The 17,281-nt window shown below is 72.8% G+C and carries 11 protein-coding genes; 2 read left to right on the plus strand and 9 right to left on the minus strand.

The genetic code is table 11. The features are described 5' to 3' along the window. Positions 1–90: 90 nt before the first annotated feature. The 3 genes from ACH35V_RS23355 to ACH35V_RS23365 form a co-directional block, all read right to left on the minus strand. On the minus strand, positions 91–1,335 hold the full coding sequence (locus ACH35V_RS23355; RefSeq protein WP_395975087.1) for a tetratricopeptide repeat protein: 1,245 nt from the start codon (positions 1,333–1,335) through the stop codon (positions 91–93). Positions 1,336–1,496: 161 nt separating this feature from the next. Continuing rightward, positions 1,497–2,195, minus strand: a complete 699-nt coding sequence (locus ACH35V_RS23360; RefSeq protein ID WP_395975088.1) for a Crp/Fnr family transcriptional regulator — start codon at positions 2,193–2,195, stop codon at positions 1,497–1,499. Between the two features lie 120 nt (positions 2,196–2,315). After that, entirely contained in the window at positions 2,316–3,449 is a 1,134-nt protein-coding gene (locus ACH35V_RS23365; RefSeq protein WP_395975089.1) for a tol-pal system YbgF family protein, read from the minus strand. A gap of 410 nt (positions 3,450–3,859) precedes the next feature. Between ACH35V_RS23365 and ACH35V_RS23370 the strand changes: the two genes are divergently transcribed. Beyond that, a complete protein-coding gene (locus ACH35V_RS23370; protein ID WP_395975090.1) occupies positions 3,860–4,609 on the plus strand; it encodes a S1 family peptidase in 750 nt (249 codons plus the stop codon). Between the two features lie 83 nt (positions 4,610–4,692). Then, on the plus strand, positions 4,693–5,256 hold the full coding sequence (locus ACH35V_RS23375; RefSeq protein WP_395975091.1) for a snapalysin family zinc-dependent metalloprotease: 564 nt from the start codon (positions 4,693–4,695) through the stop codon (positions 5,254–5,256). 130 nt (positions 5,257–5,386) lie between these two features. On the opposite strand, the gene ACH35V_RS23380 is transcribed toward ACH35V_RS23375, so the two are convergent. The 6 genes from ACH35V_RS23380 to drmA form a co-directional block, all read right to left on the minus strand. Continuing rightward, positions 5,387–6,790 carry an MFS transporter gene (locus tag ACH35V_RS23380; protein WP_395975092.1) on the minus strand — a complete coding sequence of 468 codons (1,404 nt, stop codon included), beginning with the start codon at positions 6,788–6,790 and terminating at the stop codon, positions 5,387–5,389. Positions 6,791–6,882: 92 nt separating this feature from the next. Further along, positions 6,883–8,457, minus strand: coding sequence for a protein kinase (locus ACH35V_RS23385; RefSeq protein ID WP_395975093.1), 1,575 nt, complete (start codon positions 8,455–8,457; stop codon positions 6,883–6,885). Positions 8,458–8,465: 8 nt separating this feature from the next. Further along, positions 8,466–10,388, minus strand: a complete 1,923-nt coding sequence (locus tag ACH35V_RS23390) for an N-6 DNA methylase (RefSeq protein WP_395975094.1) — start codon at positions 10,386–10,388, stop codon at positions 8,466–8,468. Next, positions 10,385–11,203, minus strand: coding sequence for a DISARM system phospholipase D-like protein DrmC (gene drmC / locus ACH35V_RS23395; protein WP_395975095.1), 819 nt, complete (start codon positions 11,201–11,203; stop codon positions 10,385–10,387). Before drmC ends, ACH35V_RS23390 begins: the two co-directional genes overlap by 4 nt. Then, positions 11,200–13,104, minus strand: a complete 1,905-nt coding sequence (gene drmB, locus ACH35V_RS23400; protein ID WP_395975096.1) for a DrmB family protein — start codon at positions 13,102–13,104, stop codon at positions 11,200–11,202. Before drmB ends, drmC begins: the two co-directional genes overlap by 4 nt. Beyond that, positions 13,101–16,949, minus strand: a complete 3,849-nt coding sequence (gene drmA, locus ACH35V_RS23405; protein WP_395975097.1) for a DISARM system helicase DrmA — start codon at positions 16,947–16,949, stop codon at positions 13,101–13,103. The genes drmB and drmA overlap by 4 nt, the downstream gene beginning before the upstream one ends. Between the last annotated feature and the right edge of the window lie 332 nt (positions 16,950–17,281).

Here is a 17,281-nt window from a genome sequence, read left to right on the forward strand (position 1 = left end):
TTCCTGGGCAGGATCGACCTATTCGACGGCGAGGCCCCGGCGCCCGCCGCCAGAATGCGTAAGTAGAATTGATTCTCGGAATTGTCGGAACTAGACGGTCGCATCGTCCTCCGTGTCGTCGAGTACCGGGAGGGCCGCCAGCTCGCGCAGGAAGCCGTCCAGCAGCCGGTCCGCCGTCGCGGGGTCCATCCCGCGTGGTTCCCCCCTGACCAGCCGCAGGCCCTCCACCAGGAAGCTCTGCGCCGTCGCGTATCGCCCGGCGCGCCGCTCCAGCCGGCCGAGCTCCAGATACGCCTCGACCGACGAGGGCCGGTGCTCCAGCAGGAACAGCCAGGTCTGCCGCGCCTCCTGGACGGCCCCGAGCGCCGCCCGGCAGCGGCCGAGCCTCAGCAGCGCCGACGGCCCGGGCGGAACCACCGGATCGACCCGCATGCCGAGCAGTTCCTCCAGGTCCAGCCGCGCACGCTCGTACTCGCCGAGCCGCATCAGCGCCTCGGCGCGGACGTCGAGCAGCGCAGACCACTCCTCGCGGCCGTCCGGCGACACCTCGTCCAGCAGGCGCATCGCCTCCTGCGGGCGTGCCTCCGCCAGAAGCGCCCGCGCCTGCGCCACATGACCGGCCGGCCCGGCCACCGGCCCGGCGGCCGACCTCGCGACCGGGTCCTCGCCGCGGCTCGCGTCCGGTGCGACGTGCGGTGCGGCGTGCGCTGCGGCGTCCGGTGCGCTCGTGGGGCCGGACGGGACGACCGCGGGACCGCCGGCGCGGTCCGAGACGTAGAGCCAGGCGTCCATGGAGAACCCCTTGCCGGGGAGGGAGCTGCGCACCTGCCAGAAATCCTCCGGACTCAGCGACCGGAACCCGTTGCGGATCACGTCCTGGTAGAGGTGGTCGGAGACGATCACCGCGAGCTGCGCCCGCGGGAAGTCGTCCAGCGCGGCCTTGACCGGCGGGCTGTCCAGCAGCCGGAAGCAGTCGATCACCGCGGTGCCGTTGAACCCGGCCGGGCCGGGCGTGACCAGGCCGCTGGTCAGCGCGAGCCGCAGCCGGATCCGCGCGCCGTCCGCCAGCAGCCGGTTCTCCTGCCAGAGCGCGACCTCCAGCTCCGAGACCAGCGCCGGTATCACCGCGCTCTCGTCGATGTCGCTCGGCGGCATGATCAGCACGCCGTCGCCGCTGCTCTGCACGATCTCCTCGGGCAGCCCGGCCTCCCTGCAGGCCGCCAGCGCCACTCCCACCAGCGCCTGCTGAGCGCGGATCTGCTCGGGGACGAGCCGGCTGCTCCACCCCTTGATGTCCAATCCCGCGCACAGCGAACGACGCGACCGGGCCCCCATGCGTCTCCCCTCCGGCCCGCTCCCGGGCCCTCGGGATGCAGTCTCACGGCCCAGGGGACGTCACAACCCGCACCAGTACGGGAAGAGCGATTTCGGCCCAGAAGTCATCGCGCTGCACAACCGCGGCAGCACGGCCCGGCGGCGCGGGCTGCGCGGCGTGCTCAGCGGCACAGCTCCGAGGGCGGCTCCATGTCGGCGAGCCGCGCCAGGCCGGGCACGTCCCGGAGCACCACCCGGCCGCGGCCGCACACGACCAGCTCCCGCAGCGCGGAACCGTTCAGGGCCTTCTGGACGGTCCCCTCCTGCGCGCCGATGAGCATCGCGAGATGCTTCTGCCGGAGTTTGACGACGGGACGGCCGCATTCCCAGCACGGCGCCCGCCCCGCCTGGTACAGCAGCGCCCGCGCGAGCCGCGCCTCGACGTCGTAGCCGGCGGCGTCGGCGCGGTAGGTGTTGGCCTGGGTGAGCCGGTCACCGGTCATGAGGTTGAGCGCGAGCATCGCCTCCGGCCGCTCCTGGAGGCACCGCATGAACTCGCGCGCCGGGATGACGGAGGCGACGCACCGGTCCAGCGCGGTCACGGTGGCGCTGCGCACATCGCCGTTGAGCACCGCCATCTCGCCGACGAGATCGCCGGCGTGCCGGATGCCGACCAGCGACAGCGACCCGTTCTCCACGATCCTCATCACCCCGACCCGGCCGGAGAGCAGCACGTACACCGACGAGCCCGGCTCTCCCTGGCGCATGAGCAGCTCGCCCCGCTGCACCGTCTTGGGCCTGCCGAGCCGCAGCACGGCCCGCTGGGCCGGCGGGGGCAGCCGCCCCAGATAGGAAAGGTCATGCCAACCGGAGCTCGTCACGGGACGTCTCCTCAGCGCACGCGCATCTCGCCGCACCGACCCGCCCGGATCGGACGCCGCCTGGACGGGCACCGAGTATGGCAGGATCCCGACGGGCGAACCGGGTCACATGACACATATCTACGTCCTTTCCGGTTCCCATGCGAGGGCGGCGGCCAGCAACCGGCTCGCGCCCGAACGATCCCCGCGCCTGAGCGCCTCCACGGCCAGCACCCGCAGCGGCCCGCCGCCCGCCGGATGGACGTCGGCCGCCGCGTTCACCATCCGGTCGCCCGCCCGCTGCTCGCCCCGCCGGTACGCCCGGGCGGCCAGCGCCAGCAGCAGGTCGTGCTCCAGCCGCGCCGGCTCCGCGGCGAGACCGGGCCGCGCGCGGACGATGCGCAGGCCGTCCTCCAGGTACGCGCGCGCCACGTCGTCCGGTTCGGCCAGGTCCATCAGCGGATAGGCGGCCGGTGTCAGCGGATGCCGCCGCAGCAGGTACCGCCACGTCTCGACCGCGGCCCGCCGCTCGCCGAGCCGCAGCTCGCACTCGCCGAGCGCGAGCAGCGGCTCGGGACCGGGCCGGAGGCGCAGGAGCCGGCGCAGCGCGTCCGCCGCCGCACCGTGATCGCCCGCGCGCATCTGCGTCCGGGCCCGCCGCAGCAACGCCGTCGCCCGCACCTCCGCATGCGCCGTCGCCCGCACTTCCGCATGCGCCTCGTCCCGCCGCCCCGTGCCCGACGCCGCCGGGATGCCCGCCTCCGGGTCCGGGTTCGCGGGAGTGCTCGGCGACCAGACCCAGCAGCCCGGTCCGAACGCGTCGCCTCCGATCCGCTGGAAAGGCGGCACGGGACACGGGAAGGCGTCCTGCACATGCCAATGCAGCAGTTCGCCCAGCAGGACGGTGAACGGCGCCTCCGTCCGGAGTCCCCGCCCGCGTCTCAGCAGCCGGACGGACTCGGCGACCGCGTCCGCGCCCGACCTCGGCCCCGCCGAGCCGCCCGTGACGCCGATGCACGTACCGCTCCGTTCCGGCATTCCCGTTCCGTGCCGGCGCAGGACGTCCACCAGCGCCACCACCGTGCCCGCGGGCTCGGCCCGGAGCACGAGCACGATGACCTCGCCGGCGGCGAACACCGCCTCGACGTCACCGCGGCCGGACCGCCGGGCGCTCTCGACCGACTCCACCCGTGCCCGGATCCGCTCCGGCGTGGTCAGCCGCCACCAGCCGCCGATGCTGAATCCGACACAGGTGACCCAGGCGTCCTCGTCCAATCCCGACCTCCAGGTGCCGTGCGGTTCCGCTCACCTTCTCCCAGCCCGCATCCGCGCATCCCGTCGCAATGCGGGTTGGCGTGACCGCGGACGTGTTCACAGGCACGGGCCGCCGCGGGCGCCCCCGGGCACCGTTTTCACAGCTCAGCGGGCGGATTGAAAAAATGGGCCTTCGTTCAGTCACGAGGCGTGCTGGTAGAAGATTCGCAGGTCGTCCCCGCTTTCTGCGTAGAAGGCGTTCTATCCGGGGGGCGGGTGCACATTCTGTTATTGGTCATTTCTGCACGGGTGGTAAATAGTCGTGGGCATGGGGCCGGCGCCACGGCACGCCCGCGGCACCGGCCGGGGACCGGCAGGGCCAGGCGGTCACCACGTTTCTTCTTCCACCCCCATGAAAGGACCCCCCGCTCATGAGGAAGCGCAGACTGTTGACCGCGATACCGCTCGCGGTCCTGACGCTGACCGGCACTTCGGTGGCGAACGCGAACGCGGACACGCCGCCGACGCCGCCGCGGACCAACATCGTCGGCGGCGTGCCCGCCACCGAGACCTACACGTTCATGGCCTCGCTGCAGGGCACCAGCGGCTCGCACAGCTGCGGCGGCTCCCTCGTCGCGCCGCAGTGGGTCATCACCGCGACGCACTGCGGCCAGCCCGCCCAGGTGCGGATCGGCACGAAGACCTACAACGCGGGCGGCGAAGTCGTGCGCGTCGCGAGCCGCCAGGTCATCGGTGGCGACCTCGCCATCCTGCGCCTGGCCAGCGCGGCCACGTCCAAGCCCATCCCGATCGCGCAGACCGCGCCGGTCGGGTCGGCCACCCGCCTGATCGGCTGGGGCCAGACCTGCCCGACGCGCGGCTGCGGCGGCGCTCCCATCAACCTGCAGCAGCTCGACACCACCATCGTCGCCGACAGCCGTTGCTCCGGCATCGAAGGCGCGAACGAGATCTGCACCGACGGCGGCAACGGCAAGGGCGCCTGCTACGGCGACTCCGGCGGACCGGCCGTGACCGGCGGACCCGGTGCGTGGGAGCTCGTCGGCGCCACCAGCCGCGGCGGCCAGACCTGCGCGCAGGGCCCGGCCATCTACAGCGACACGGCCGCCTACCGCGACCGGATCCTCCAGATCATCGGCGGCGCCGCGAGCGCGACCCGCTGACCGTTCAGGAATGAACGTGCCCTCCGCCGGAGCGCGGTGCCCGGCGGAGGGCGCCTCATCCGCTCCCACCCTGTGAGGTATCCATGGTCGCAAGCAAGTTCTTGAGGGTCTGCGCCGCGCTGCTGCTCGGTCTGGCCTTCCTGACCGGCACCGGCGTGTCCGCTTCGGCGGCGCCCGCGCCGGAGCAGTCCAACGTCCGCACCGTCCGGTACGACACCAGCCAGGCCGCCGAGTTCAAGGAGGCGTGGGACGAGGGCGCGAAGATCTGGAACGAGCACGTCAAGAACGTCCAGTTCGTTCCGGGCACGCCCGGCGACGTCCGCATCCTCGCCGACAACGGCTGGCCCCGCGCGCAGGTGGCGGGCCTCGGCCGCGGCACCGTCTGGATGGGCCGCCAGGCCACCAACGAGGGTCACTACGTGATCCGGATCGCGTCCCACGAGCTGGGGCACATCCTCGGCCTGCCGGACCGGCGCACCGGCCTGTGCACGGACCTGATGTCCGGCGCCAGCGCCGGCACCGCCTGCAAGAACCCGAACCCCAACGCGGCGGAGATCGCCGAGGTCGAGCGCAACTTCCAGAACGGCCGCATGGGCTTCAAGCCCGGCACCGTCCTGAGCGAGGCGCCGATCCTGGCTCGCCACTGAGCCTTTTCCAGCTCGGTCCGCCCGCACGAACAACCCTGCACGTGCGGACGGACCGGATGAAAGAGGTTCACTGAATCCCCGCCGCCCCTCAACGCGACCTGAGGGCGTCCGTTCCTTCCGGCAGGCGCCCTCAGGTTCGCTTTTCTGGACGAGGCAGGAACGCCACCAGCGCCGTTCCCGCCGCGGTGATGGCGGCGGCGACGACGAAGGCCGTCGAGTACCCGTCCACCAGGTCGGCGCCGGAGCGGGCCGCGGCCGTCCCGAGAACCGTGAGGCCGATGGCGCCGCCGATCGTGCGGGACGTGTTGACGACGCCCGCCACGGCCCCCGCCTCCGACGACGGAGCACCCGTCGTGGACGCCTGCACCAGCGGCGTCATCAGCAGCCCGAACCCGAGCGCCATCGTCGCGCCGGGACCGAGGATCGAGCCGGCGAACGTCCCGTCGGCGTCCAGGACCACGCTCTGCCACGCGAACCCGGCCGCGGCCAGCAGCCCGCCCGCGCCGGCGAGGAGCCGCGCGTCCATGCGGGCCATGAGCGTCGGCGCGAGCCGGGAGCCGATGATGATGCCCGCCGTGTGCGGCAGGAACGACAGGCCCGTGCGCACCGCGCTGTAGTGCAGGACGTTCTGCATGTAGAGCGACAGGAAGTACCAGAGCGCGAAACCCGCCATCGTCCCGACGAGCGTGGCGAGGTTCCCGACCGCGACGCTGCGCAGCCGGAACAGCCCCAGCCGCACCAGCGGCTGCGCGGTCCGCGCCTCGACCGCGACGAACGCCGCCAGCAGCGCGAGCCCCGCCGCCACCGGGAACAGCGCCGTCCAGCCGTGCTTCTCGGTCTCGCCGATGCCGAACGCCAGCAGCCCGACGCCCGCCGTGACGAGCACCGCCCCCGGCAGGTCGAGCCGCTGCCGCCCGCCGTCCCGGCGCTCCGCCCGCAGCCACCGGACGGCGATGAACCCCACGACCAGGCCGACCGGAACATTGATCAGGAACACCCAGCGCCAGCTCAGATAGTCGGTGAGCAGCCCGCCGACCAGGCCGCCCGTCGCGCCGCCCGCGGTGCCGACGGCCGTCCACATGGCGATCGCCCGCGTCCGCGCGGGACCTTCCGGGAACGTGGAGGTGATCAGCGACAGCGTGACGGGCGCGAGGATCGCCGCCCCGAGCCCCTGCACGGCGCGGGCGCCGATGAGCATGCTCGCGTCCTGCGCGAACCCGCCCGCGAGGCTGGCCACGGTGAACAGGCCGAGCCCCGCGATGAAGACGCGCTTGCGTCCGAACAGATCGGCGGCGCGCCCGCCGAGCAGCAGGAACCCGGCGAACGTCAGCGAATAGGCGTTGACGACCCATTGCAGCCCGGTCGCGCCGAGCCCGAGCCCGGCGCGCATGTCCGGCAGCGCGACGTTGACGACGGAGATGTCCAGGACGACGAGGAACTGCCCGATGGACGCGGCGAGCACCGCCGCCCACCCTGGCGTCGATAGACGTGACGCGTCTTTACCGGCGGCTGCGGGCTCATAGGTCGTGGTCATGCCCTAAAGGGTGCACTCGTCCACCCCTCCCCCGCGTCGGCCACCAGACCCAACCCGCAAGGTCCCATAGACCTAGGACCCACCCCGCCCAGCTATCCCGCCGTTCCACGCCCAATGCGCTCCAGCAACTCCCGGACGCCCTGCAGCGCCCGGTCATCGGGACTGTGCAGGCGTTCCAGGTCGGCGGCGAGCTCGTCCAGAACGCGCATGGCGTCCGTGGTGCGGCCGGCGCCGTGCAGGAGGAGACCTTGCTGCCGGCGGAGGTCCAGCACCCGGGCGTCGTCCTTCCCGAACAGCCTGCCCTCGTCGCCGATGAGGTCCTTGAGCTGGGCGAGGGCGCGGTCGACCTCCCCGGCCAGCGCGCGGCTGTTGGCCTCCTGGAACCGGAGCCGCAGGGCCGACTCCGCGTCGGCGCCGTCGCGGCGCGCCACGTCCGCGGCGAGGGCGTGGAAGGCGGACGCGGCGGCGGGGTAGTCCCCGGCCTTGAAGAGGACGTCCGCGAGGTCCGTCCGGAGCGCGATCACCTCGGCGTGCTCGCCGCCCAGGACGCTTTCGGCCCGGGCGGACGTCTGGTTCAGCATGCGCACCGCGTCGTCGAAGCGGGACTCGCGCATGAGGCGGTCGGCGCGGCGGCGGGTACGGGCGACGTCGCCGAGGCTGAAGGAGTCCGTGGCCAGCGCCTGGGCAGCGAGCGACGGCTGGACGGCGGGCAGCGGCTGAGCGGCGGGCGGGGCCGGTGCCGCCGGGGCGGCGTAGGCCGTGAGCGTCCGGCCGGCGACGTCGGCGTACATGCGCAGGGCGCTGCGTCCGGCGCGCACGGCCCCGGGCAGCTCCTGGAGGCCCGCCGTGTACGGGTGGAGGGCGTCGAAGACCTCCTCGGCGGACGCCGGACGGGCCTCGGGCACCTTCGCCATAAGCCGCTTCACCAGGTCTTCCAGCCCGGACGGAACGCCGGGACGCAGCCGGGCGAGCGGGGCCGCCTCCTCGTAGATGTGCGCGTGCATGAACGACACGTGATCGGACGACTGGAAGGGGCTTCGCCCGCTGAGCATCTGGTAGAGCACGCAGCCCAGCGCGTAAAGGTCGCTGGACGGGCCGGACCTCCCGCGGAACTGCTCTGGGGACATGTAGGCGAGGGTGCCGAGCAGCTGGCCGGTGCTGGTGAGCCGGGACCGTTCGTCGGCGTCCAGGGCCACGGCGAGGCCGAAGTCCAGGACCTTCACGGCGCCGTCCTTGTCCACCATCAGGTTGCTGGGTTTCAGGTCGCGATGGACGAGCGCCTCGCCATGCGCGTAACTGAGGACGGCGCAGACCTGCGCGGCGATCGCGGCGGCCCAGCCGATCGGCAGCGGGTCGTGCTCGGCGACCAGGTCGTCGACGTTGACACCGTCGATCAGCTCCATGACGAGATAGAGGCGCCCGCCGAACGGACCGCCCACGACCTTGTCCGCGTCGTACAGGACGGGCACTCCCGGGTGCCGCATCCGGGCGGTGAGCTGCGACTCCCGGACGAACCGCCGGACCAGCTCGGGGTCGTCGCCGAACCTGACGAACTTGACCGCGACGCGGCGCCGCAGCCGGGTGTCCGCGGCGCCCCAGACCTCCCCCATCCCGCCCTTGCCGATGTGGACGGGATCAAGCTCGTAGCGGCCGGCGATGGTCGTCACGCCGCCATTCAACCTTCCGGACGGAGCCCGCCACCACCCAAGCCCTCGATTCCCAGCGCGACCGCGTCGTCGCCGGCCTCGGCGAGGTCGCGCATCGCGGCGGACAGCCCCACCAGACGGCGGTGGGCGGCCGCGTAGGAGCGCTGTTCCTCGATGGGCAGGCGCGGGACGGGCATCCGGCGGATGTCCGCGCGAGACGAGGCGGACGACGAGCCGGACAACCCGGCGGCGTGAAGGAAACAGGCGAGAAAGTGGGGATCGCATCGGCTCTGGTCCAACCGGAACACCTGAACCTGCGGCCCTGCCGCAATGTCCGCGGTGTCGATCACCCGTGGCTGGACGCGGCGCCCGGCCTGTGCGACCGCGATGTCTCCGAGGCGGAGCATCAGGAGGCCCGGCGTGGCCGCGGCCCGGCCGGACGGGGGCCGGCCGAGGGCGATGTCCTTGCTGGTCAGGACGGGAATCTCGGCGCCGTCCAGATCCATCTTGAGGGGCGGGCTGAGCGGCTCGACCGTGCCGTCCCGGATCAGCTCGGCGAGCGTCGTCATGGGCTGCTCGCCGGACTCGGCGAGCGGCGGCAGCTCGGCGGCGAGGGCGTTGACCGCGGCCAGGCGCTCCCGGAACCGCGCGCGGGCGTCGTCGAAGCCGGCCCGGATCTCGGCGCTGCCGCGCAGGTGGCGGGACGGGGTCACGTCCACCGCTTCGTCCAGGAGCGTGAGCAGCGGGACGAGGCGGCCGGGGCCCGCGTCGCCGCCGCCGTGCCTGAAGCGGCGGGCGTGTTCGATCACCGCCTGGGCGGGCACGGCGGAGGCGTCCAGCATCAGCACGCCGGCGGGCGGCGCGGCGCCGTCCGCGGGGCGGCGCAGCAGCCACAGATGCGGCGCGGCGGGTGAGCCGGCCGCCGCGCCGGCGGGCAGTTCCAGCACCGCGCGCAGCGTCCCGGTGCGCAGCAGGCCGGCGCGGATGCGGCGGCCCGAGCGGCGGACGGCCGCGGACGGCGGCATCAGGAGGGCCGCCTCGCCGCCGGGCCGCAGATGCCAGAGGACGTGCTGCACCCAGGCGAGCTCGGGTTCGCCGCGCGGCGGGAGCCCGTGCACCCAGCGGGCGTCGCCGGCGAGCTCGTCGTAGCCCCAGGCCCGGTCCCCGAACGGCGTGTCGCACAGCGCGGCGTCGAAGAGCTCGCCGGGGAAGGCGTCGGCGGTGAGCGAGTCGCCGGGGCTGATGTGCGTGTCGCCGTCCCCGTGCAGGTGGAGGCGGGTGCGGGCGATGTCGGCGCCGTACGGTTCGCGGTCCTGCCCGGCGAGGCCCGCCGCGCCGCGCTCCTGCGCGGCCATGAGCAGGTTCCCGATCCCGCAGGCGGGGTCGTAGACGCGGCCGCCGTCCACGCCCCCGACGAGGCCCGCCATCAGCCAGGCCGTGTCCGGCGGTGTCGGGACGACGCGCCGCGCATGGGCCTCGACGAGCCGCCGGACGAGATACTCGAACGTCTCCGGGCCCCGGCGGCGGCGCACGTCCCGCGCCGCCGACACCAGGTGGGCGGGCACGGCGGCGCCGCGTTCCCGCAGGTAGGCGCCGCGGCCCAGGGCACCGACGACCTCGCCGAGGCGGAGGTCGTCGGTGGCGGTGCGCAGCAGCTGCCACAGCCGCTCCTCCGGCGTCAGGGTCAGCGGCTTGCCCTGGTCCGCCAGCCATTTCTCCACCTCGGGAAGGGCGAACAGCGGGCTGTTGGCGGTGCCGCCGGAGGGCGGCGGGAAGTCGTCGTACCGGCGGCGCCAGTTGCTGACCGCCGCCCGTCCGAACCCCGTCAGCCGGGCGATGTCGGCGGCGCTGACCAGCGCCTCCCCCTCGTTCGCGGCCGGCTCCGGGCCGGACACGGCGGGCTCGGGGCCGGACACGGCGGGCTCGGGGCCGGGCACGGCGGGGCCGCTCACAGGCGCTCCAGGATCCCGGCCGCGCGGAGCGCGTCGAAATGTTCGGCGGCCCGTTCGGGGGCGGTGCCGCCGCGCACCAGCAGCCCGGCCTCGATGTTGCTGTTCACCCCGGACTGGGTGAGGTTGGCGCTGGAGACGAAGAGCTCGCGGCGGTCCGCGACCGCGATCTTGGCGTGCATGCGTCCCTGGTCGTCGGGGCGGCGCGTGACGGGCCAGTGCCACAGCTCCACGCCGAGGCCGCGGAAGGCGTCGGCGGGCTCCGCGCCGGAGATCGCGCTCCCCGCCCCCTGCAGCGTCTCCACGACGACCCTGACCAGGACGTTCCGGGTGAGGGCTGCGGCGAGCGCGTCCCGCAGCGGCTGGTAGGGCCGGGCCGAGTACGTCATCAGCAGCAGCTCGTAGCGGGCGCGCCCGACGAGCTGCGACAGCACCCGCGCGGTCGACCGGACGGGCACCGCGTGGCCGGTCGGCCCGCTCCACACCGACTCCACCCGGACGGCGGACTGCTCCTGCGCGGCCGCGACCCCGCGCAGGTAGGCCGCGACGGCCCGATAGGGGAGGTCCTCCTGGCCGGTGGCGGCGAAGAGCGCGTCGGCCTCCTCCTCGAAGCCGGGCACGCACAGGCGGACGGCGGAGAGGCCCGCCCCCCTGCCGAACAGGCCCGCCAGCTTGCGGAGCCCCTCCGGGCCGATCCGCAGGGCGGCCTCGCGGGCGCCCTGCTCGAACCTGTCGAGCGGCGTCGACGCGGCATCGTCGCCGGAGGCGACATCGGCACCGTCGCCGGAGGCGACATCGGCATCGTCGGCGTCGCTCATGGCAGCTCCGGATACAGGGCGAGGTCACCGTCGCCGACGGGGACGACGAAGCGCCGGTCGAGGAACCTGTTGCCGCGCTCGCAGGTCGTCTCGGACACGAACAGGCAGACATGGCAGGCGGCGCCGTGCAGGAAGTCGGCCGGGTACTGCGGGAGGCGTTCGGCGCACAGCGGGTCGGACGAGCAGTGCCGCGCGTCCGCCAGCGCCCGCCGCGTCAGCCGGACGAGCTGTTCCGGTTCGGCGAGCGAGACGAGCCCGCCGAGGGTGCCCTCCGCGTCCGGGACGGCCGTGTAGATGAGGATGCCGCTGCGGTGCGGGTCGTCGTCGGTCCCGGAGTAGATGCGCTCGGACAGGCTCGCCGAGCTGTACCCGCATTCGAGGGAGATGGTGCGGATCAGCAGGTGGGAGAGGGTGTGCAGGACGATGAACCTGGCGCCGGGCCAGAGCGCCATCTCGTCGAAGTCGGACATGGCGGCGATCCGGTCGGAGTAGCGGTTGCGGCGGTGCCGCCCGTACGCCTCGCGGTGCAGTTCCAGCGCCCTCGACTTCTCGACGCGCGCCTCCCATTTCTGGAGCAGGTCCTCGGGCACCTTCAGGAAGATCCCTTCGCCCCGCACCTCGCTGGCCGGCACCCACGCGGGGCCGGAGCGGGCGAGCCGGACGAGCTCGACGAGCGTCGGGTCCTCGGGGTCGGGGGCGTCCAGCCGGGTGAACCCGATCAGCGCCCGGACCTCGCGGAGCCGTTCGGCCTGGACGACGTCGGCGTAGACGCCCGCCAGCTCGTCCGGGACGCCGTCGAGGTCGCGCCGGAGAGTGAAGTCGGGGTTCGGGTCGGGCAGCCTGTCCGCGGAGAAGACCTCCCATTCCGGGGTGCGAAGGTCCGGGTAGCGGGAGGTGTCGTCCTTCGCGTCGGGCGCGCCTTCGAGTTTGGCGCGGCGCCGGGCGACGGCGTCGGCGATCTCGTCGTCGCTCCACTGGTCGAGTTCCTTGAAGGGCGGCACGTACTCTCGCGCGTACGCGTACATGCTGGGCGCGAGCCCCTCGATCGCGGCCCACTCCTTCTCGACCTTGGTGTCGAGCGCGCTGGCCCCCGACTCGGGGACGTGGAGGGCCGCGAGGGTCTTGGCGAACCACTGGTTGGACGCGCCGACGACCAGCAGCTTGGGGGCGCGGTCGCAACCCTGCGGGTCGAAGACGCCGAGGTGCGGGTGGCGGGCGCGGCACCGCGGCAGGTTCTCCTCACCGCGCTTGCCCTGCGCGTCGCTGATGTTGCGGCGCTCCCGGCAGTTGACGCATTTGATCTCGACGTTGGCGCCGAGGTTGCCGCCGCGGTCGTCCATTTGCAGCCGGGGGTGGCTGACGGCGGGGCACGCCGCGCCGCGGTGCACGAAGTGGACGTAGGGGAACTCGTCCAGATGCCCGCCCGTGCAGGACAGGACGAAGCGGGCGGCCACGGCCAGCGGCTTCTTCTTCCTGCACTTGTCGTGGAAGAACCTGGCCTCGTGCGGCTTGCGGGCCTTGGAGTTCTCGAAGCCGAAGATCCCGGAGTCGAGGGCGCCGAGTTCGTTGCAGGCGGTGCAGCGGAACCAGCTGGGGAACGGCGTGACGGGCACGCCGACCTTGGACGCCGGGCCGTTCGGGTCCTTGTCGAGCCCTTCCATCCAGGGCGCGGGCATGAGCTTCTGGACGCTCTTGCCGATGCTCTGCTGGACGGCGGCGAGCAGGCGCGGCTCGGCGATCGGCAGCGCCTCGGGCAGCCCCCGATGGCTCCAGTCGTCCAGGCCCTTGATGAGGACGGAGAAGTTGGGGAGGTCGACCAGGGAGGCGACGCCGCTGGTGAACATCAGGTGGCTGGGACGGACGCTGCCGACCCTGCGGCGGAACAGCGCGTTCTCGGTCATGGCCGGTCCTCCTTGGCGTTCGCGCGGTCGATCGCCGACAGGCCGAGCTCGTCGCCTTCGGACGCCTCGTCGTCGGGGTCCGCGGGCGTGCCGAACGACCACTCGGGTTCGTGGTAGGCGGGCGCGTAGACGGTGTCGCCGCCGGGGAACAGCAGGTTGATCTCGTTCTCGGTCTCGCGCATGGACATGCCGGCGGTCATCGTTTCCCACCGGCCGTTCCCGGCGGGCCTGAGCAGGCCCTTGATGGTCTGCCTGCGCCAGGTTCCGTCCTGGTAGCCGAGCCTGGCGCTGCCGCCGGATCGCTGGGTCTCCCAGGCGTCCAGCACGACCTTGATCCGCTCTTCGAGGTAGCCGCGGCCGCGCGCGTCGGCGACGGCCTCGGCCCGGTCCAGCATCCGGTCGACGATGTCCTGGACGCGCGGGTCGGACAGGTCGACGTCGAAGGCGTCGGGGTTGCGGGAGAAGTCCTCGGCGGCGTGCCGGACCGCCGCGACGAGCGCGGCGGCCGTGCCCCGGTCGAGCGACCGCCGGGTGTACGGGGTGACGGACAGGGCCTCGACCTGCCGGTAGAAGGTGGCGTGGTAGTGCTCGAAATCCTCGTAGTGGGCGAGGTCGCGGGGACGGGTCCAGTTGTAGAGGGTGACGACGAGGCCGGGGCGAGCGGGGTCGCGTCCGACGCGGGACGAGGCCTGGATGTACTCGGCCGTGTTCTTGGGCTGCCCGACCATCATCATCAGCCCGAACCGGGAGACGTCCACGCCGACCTGGAGCATCGACGTCGCCAGCACCACGTCGACCGGCTGCTGCTCGGCGCGGTTCCGGTCGCTGAACCGCTGGGCGAGCGGGTGCGGCGTGGCCCTGCCGTCCGTCCTGGCGCCCGGCTTGGACTCGCGGCGCTCCTTGATGAACCGGGCCATCTCGGCGGGCGCGTCGTAGCGGCGGCGGGAGGTGTCGAGGTCGGGCTCGAAACCGTGCTCCAGCCGTTTGAGCACGTCGCTGATGTCGCCGGAGGAGATGCGGGACGTGAGCTCCTGGATGGTGAGCATGCCGCCGCGCGTGGCGATGCGGTCGGACAGGCCCTTGGCCTTCCCGTGCCGCCGGACGCGGGTCGTCACGTCGTCGTCCAGGTAGCGGCGCATGCCGGCGAGCTCCCGGGTGGCGTTGAAGTAGCCGACCATCGTCATGTACGGGTCGGCGGGGTCGCCGTACTTGTCGAAAAGCGTCTGCCCGGCCAGCAGCAGGATCTCCGCGAGCCGGATCTCGGCGGACTTGATGCGGACGCCGTGCGCGCAGATCCCCAGGTACCTGCGTCCCGGGTTGGCCGGAGTGACGGGCTCCTGCTGGGAGAAGAACGTGTCGGAAACGTCGGTGACCTGCGGCGGGAACACCGCCAGCTCGCGGCCGAACACCCCGCGGACCTGTTCGCGGGCCCGTTTGGTGGTGGCGGTCGACGCGACGATCTTCGGGCCGGTGCGCCGCCCCCGGTACGGCCAGGACGACAGTTCGGCGACGGCCGCCTCGAACAGCCCGACGGTGGTGCCGAGCGCCCCCGAGATGAGGTGCAGCTCGTCCTGGATGATCAGGTCGGGCGGGCGGAGGCGGGCGACCGGTCTCGCGGTGACGCCCGGCAGCGCACCCTTCCGGTTGTGCTTGCTCGCGCACCCGGTCTTCTCGTCCAGGTCGTCGTGGCGGAAGCCGTGCCGGTCGCAGTGGCCGCGCGTCCGCCCGAACAGGATGCCCGCGTAGCCCTTCCAGGGAAGCTGGGCGAGCTTGTCGACGGTGGCGATGACGAGGCTCGGCGCGTACCGGTAGATCTCCTCGTCCACCGTCAGGATCGGCAGGCCCTCGCCCTGGCTGACCCTCCGGGAGAACGGGCAGGCGTCGCCCTCCCCGCGCGGGCAGTACAGCAGGACGCGGCGCCGGTCGTCGTCGACGTGCAGGTCGCGCTCGGCGCGCAACTCCTCGCCGCACCACGGGCAGGAGAGCGTCTGCAGGACGTTGGCGCGGTGCCCGTGGCCCTGGTCGCGTGCCTCGATGACCTGGTCCTTGGCGTCCTCGAACCAGTTCGGCGACACGCCCGCGCCGACCCACAGGCCGATCCGGAACCGCTCGTCGCCCCACGTGGCGGGGTCGTCGCGGCGAAGGATCTCGGCGGCGCACACCAGCGCGGCGGCCCGCTGGAACTGCTGCGCGGTGAGGAGGCGCAGCGTGTACCGCATGAGGACGGCGACGCCCGCCATGCCGTCCCGGGCGTCCTCCGCTGCGCCGACCGTGCGCTGCAGCCTGCGGATCGCGAACGTGTAGGCGGTGAGGCCGAGGTACGCCTCCGTCTTGCCCCCGCCGGTCGGGAAGAACAGCAGGTCGACGAGGGCGGTGTGGTCGGCGGCGCGCTCCGGGTGCGCCGGGTCGGTCAGCGACGGCAGGTTGAGCAGCACGAACGCGAGCTGGAAGGGACGCCAGCTCGCCGCCTTCGCCCCCTGCTCCTCGACGGACTTCAGGGCGTCCTCGTAGGAGAGGCCCTCCTCCCTCTTCGGAGTGATCGCGGTGTGCCGGCGTTGGAGCGCCATCGCCTCGTTCGCGAAGCGGAAGGCACGCAGGGCCTCCGCGTGCCCGGGGCTGCGTTCGTCGGACAGCAGCCGCACGCCGGCGGCGATGCGGTTGGCCGCCTTCCGCGCGTCGTGGACGGCCTTGGCCGCGGCTCCCTTCAGCGGGTCTGGAAGCCCGGGGATCTCGGTTTCCCGTTCGTCCAGCCAGGCGTTGTAGCCGTCGACCAGCGGTTGGAGCCCTTCCCTGAGTTGTGCGGGGGCGGCCGTGGCGAGGGCGTCCATCGAGAGCTTGACGTGTTCCAGCGGCGTACCGGGCCCGGTCGGCGCGATCGTGGCGGGCACATCGTGGACGGGCAGCCATGTGGTGGTGAGCCGGTGCGCCACTCTCAGCCCCGGCGCCACCTCCGCGTGGACGGCGACGTTCCGTCCGGCCGCATAGCGTCTCTCGTTCCGGTAGAGCAGCCTCAGATGCAGTTCCTCGGCGTCGTCCCCGGCGGCCGCGAGATCGTCGACCGGATCGTCCACCGGGAGGAAGACGGCCTTGGCCCCGTCGAGCGCCGTGACGGTCAGTTCCGGCTGGAACAACCAGGCCGTGTCCTTGTTGCCGTTCGGTTCCGGCTGCTGGTTGACGAGGGCGATCTCCACGACGTGCCTGCCGTTCCGCGGCCGGACGTTCACGTGCAGAAGCACACCGGAGGCCTCGTCGTGCTCTTTGCTCAGCGAGACCTTGTAGGACTCCTCCGCATCGAGCCGCACTTCCTCCTCCTGCGCGACCGGCTCTCTGGCCCAGACCCGGAGTTTCTTGCCTTCCTCGTCCTCGTGCTCGCGCAGGTCGTAGCGTCCCCAGGTCGCCTTGACGACGACGGCGTCCACCTCGCCGGGGACGCAGAACGACAGCCCCATCGACGACGCCCAGATCTTGCCGAGCGTCTGCGGGCTGACGACCTCGGGCAGCCCGCCTTCGGTGGCGTCCCCGCCCACTCCGGCCTCGGTGTCCGGCAGCTCGCCCGCGCTCTCGATCGCGGAAGCGGGCGAGTGCCTCGGCCCCAGCATTCCGACGAGGTACCGCTCGCGCGGCCCTCTCGCCTTAGGTCTGAACTCCTCCTCGGGCCCGTCCCAAGGCCCGAGCAGGTCGCGCCGGACGAGTTCCTCCAGCTCATTCCGCGCCTCGAACGACCCGCCCTCGGCGAACGTCTGCGGCACGTCCAGCGGACGCTTCGCAGCCGCGTCCTCCCCCTTCACCAGTGAGAGCTGCACATCCCCTGGCTGCGGGAACAGCCCGCCGTCACCCTCGCCCACCGCCGCACCTCCACCGTCCGATCTCGTGTACTGGCTACACAACCACGCCCCACCGACATCCCGCTGCGCCGCGCATCGGAACCACCGCCGGTGACCGGTCCCGGCCACCCTCACACCACATGCGCCATAAGCGCTGAACACGCGTTTCTCTGGAAATTTCCACCGGGGCCGCCTTCCTTACGCCGAGCAATTAAGGACAAGGTCCGATAAGCGCAGAGCGGTGGTGGTTTTCCGTTTCAGGAGGCGAGCACACCTCCGAATCTCGCTGGCTCCGCATTATGGCTCCCCGAAACGCATGGTCAGCCCAGGACTTTAGTGTCCAGAATGTCGTC

The sequence above is a fragment of the Actinomadura sp. 1N219 genome, assembly GCF_044326405.1.
In the GTDB taxonomy this organism is placed as follows: Bacteria; Actinomycetota; Actinomycetes; order Streptosporangiales; family Streptosporangiaceae; genus Spirillospora.

Excerpts from the sequence above, each read along its gene's own strand:
- ACH35V_RS23355 (WP_395975087.1), bottom strand. The coding sequence starts at position 1,335 with ATGGGGGCCCGGTCGCGTCGTTCGCTGTGCGCGGGATTGGACATCAAG.
- ACH35V_RS23370 (WP_395975090.1), top strand. The coding sequence starts at position 3,860 with ATGAGGAAGCGCAGACTGTTGACCGCGATACCGCTCGCGGTCCTGACG.
- ACH35V_RS23375 (WP_395975091.1), top strand. The coding sequence starts at position 4,693 with ATGGTCGCAAGCAAGTTCTTGAGGGTCTGCGCCGCGCTGCTGCTCGGT.
- ACH35V_RS23380 (WP_395975092.1), bottom strand. The coding sequence starts at position 6,790 with ATGACCACGACCTATGAGCCCGCAGCCGCCGGTAAAGACGCGTCACGT.
- drmC (WP_395975095.1), bottom strand. The coding sequence starts at position 11,203 with ATGAGCGACGCCGACGATGCCGATGTCGCCTCCGGCGACGGTGCCGAT.
- drmB (WP_395975096.1), bottom strand. The coding sequence starts at position 13,104 with ATGACCGAGAACGCGCTGTTCCGCCGCAGGGTCGGCAGCGTCCGTCCC.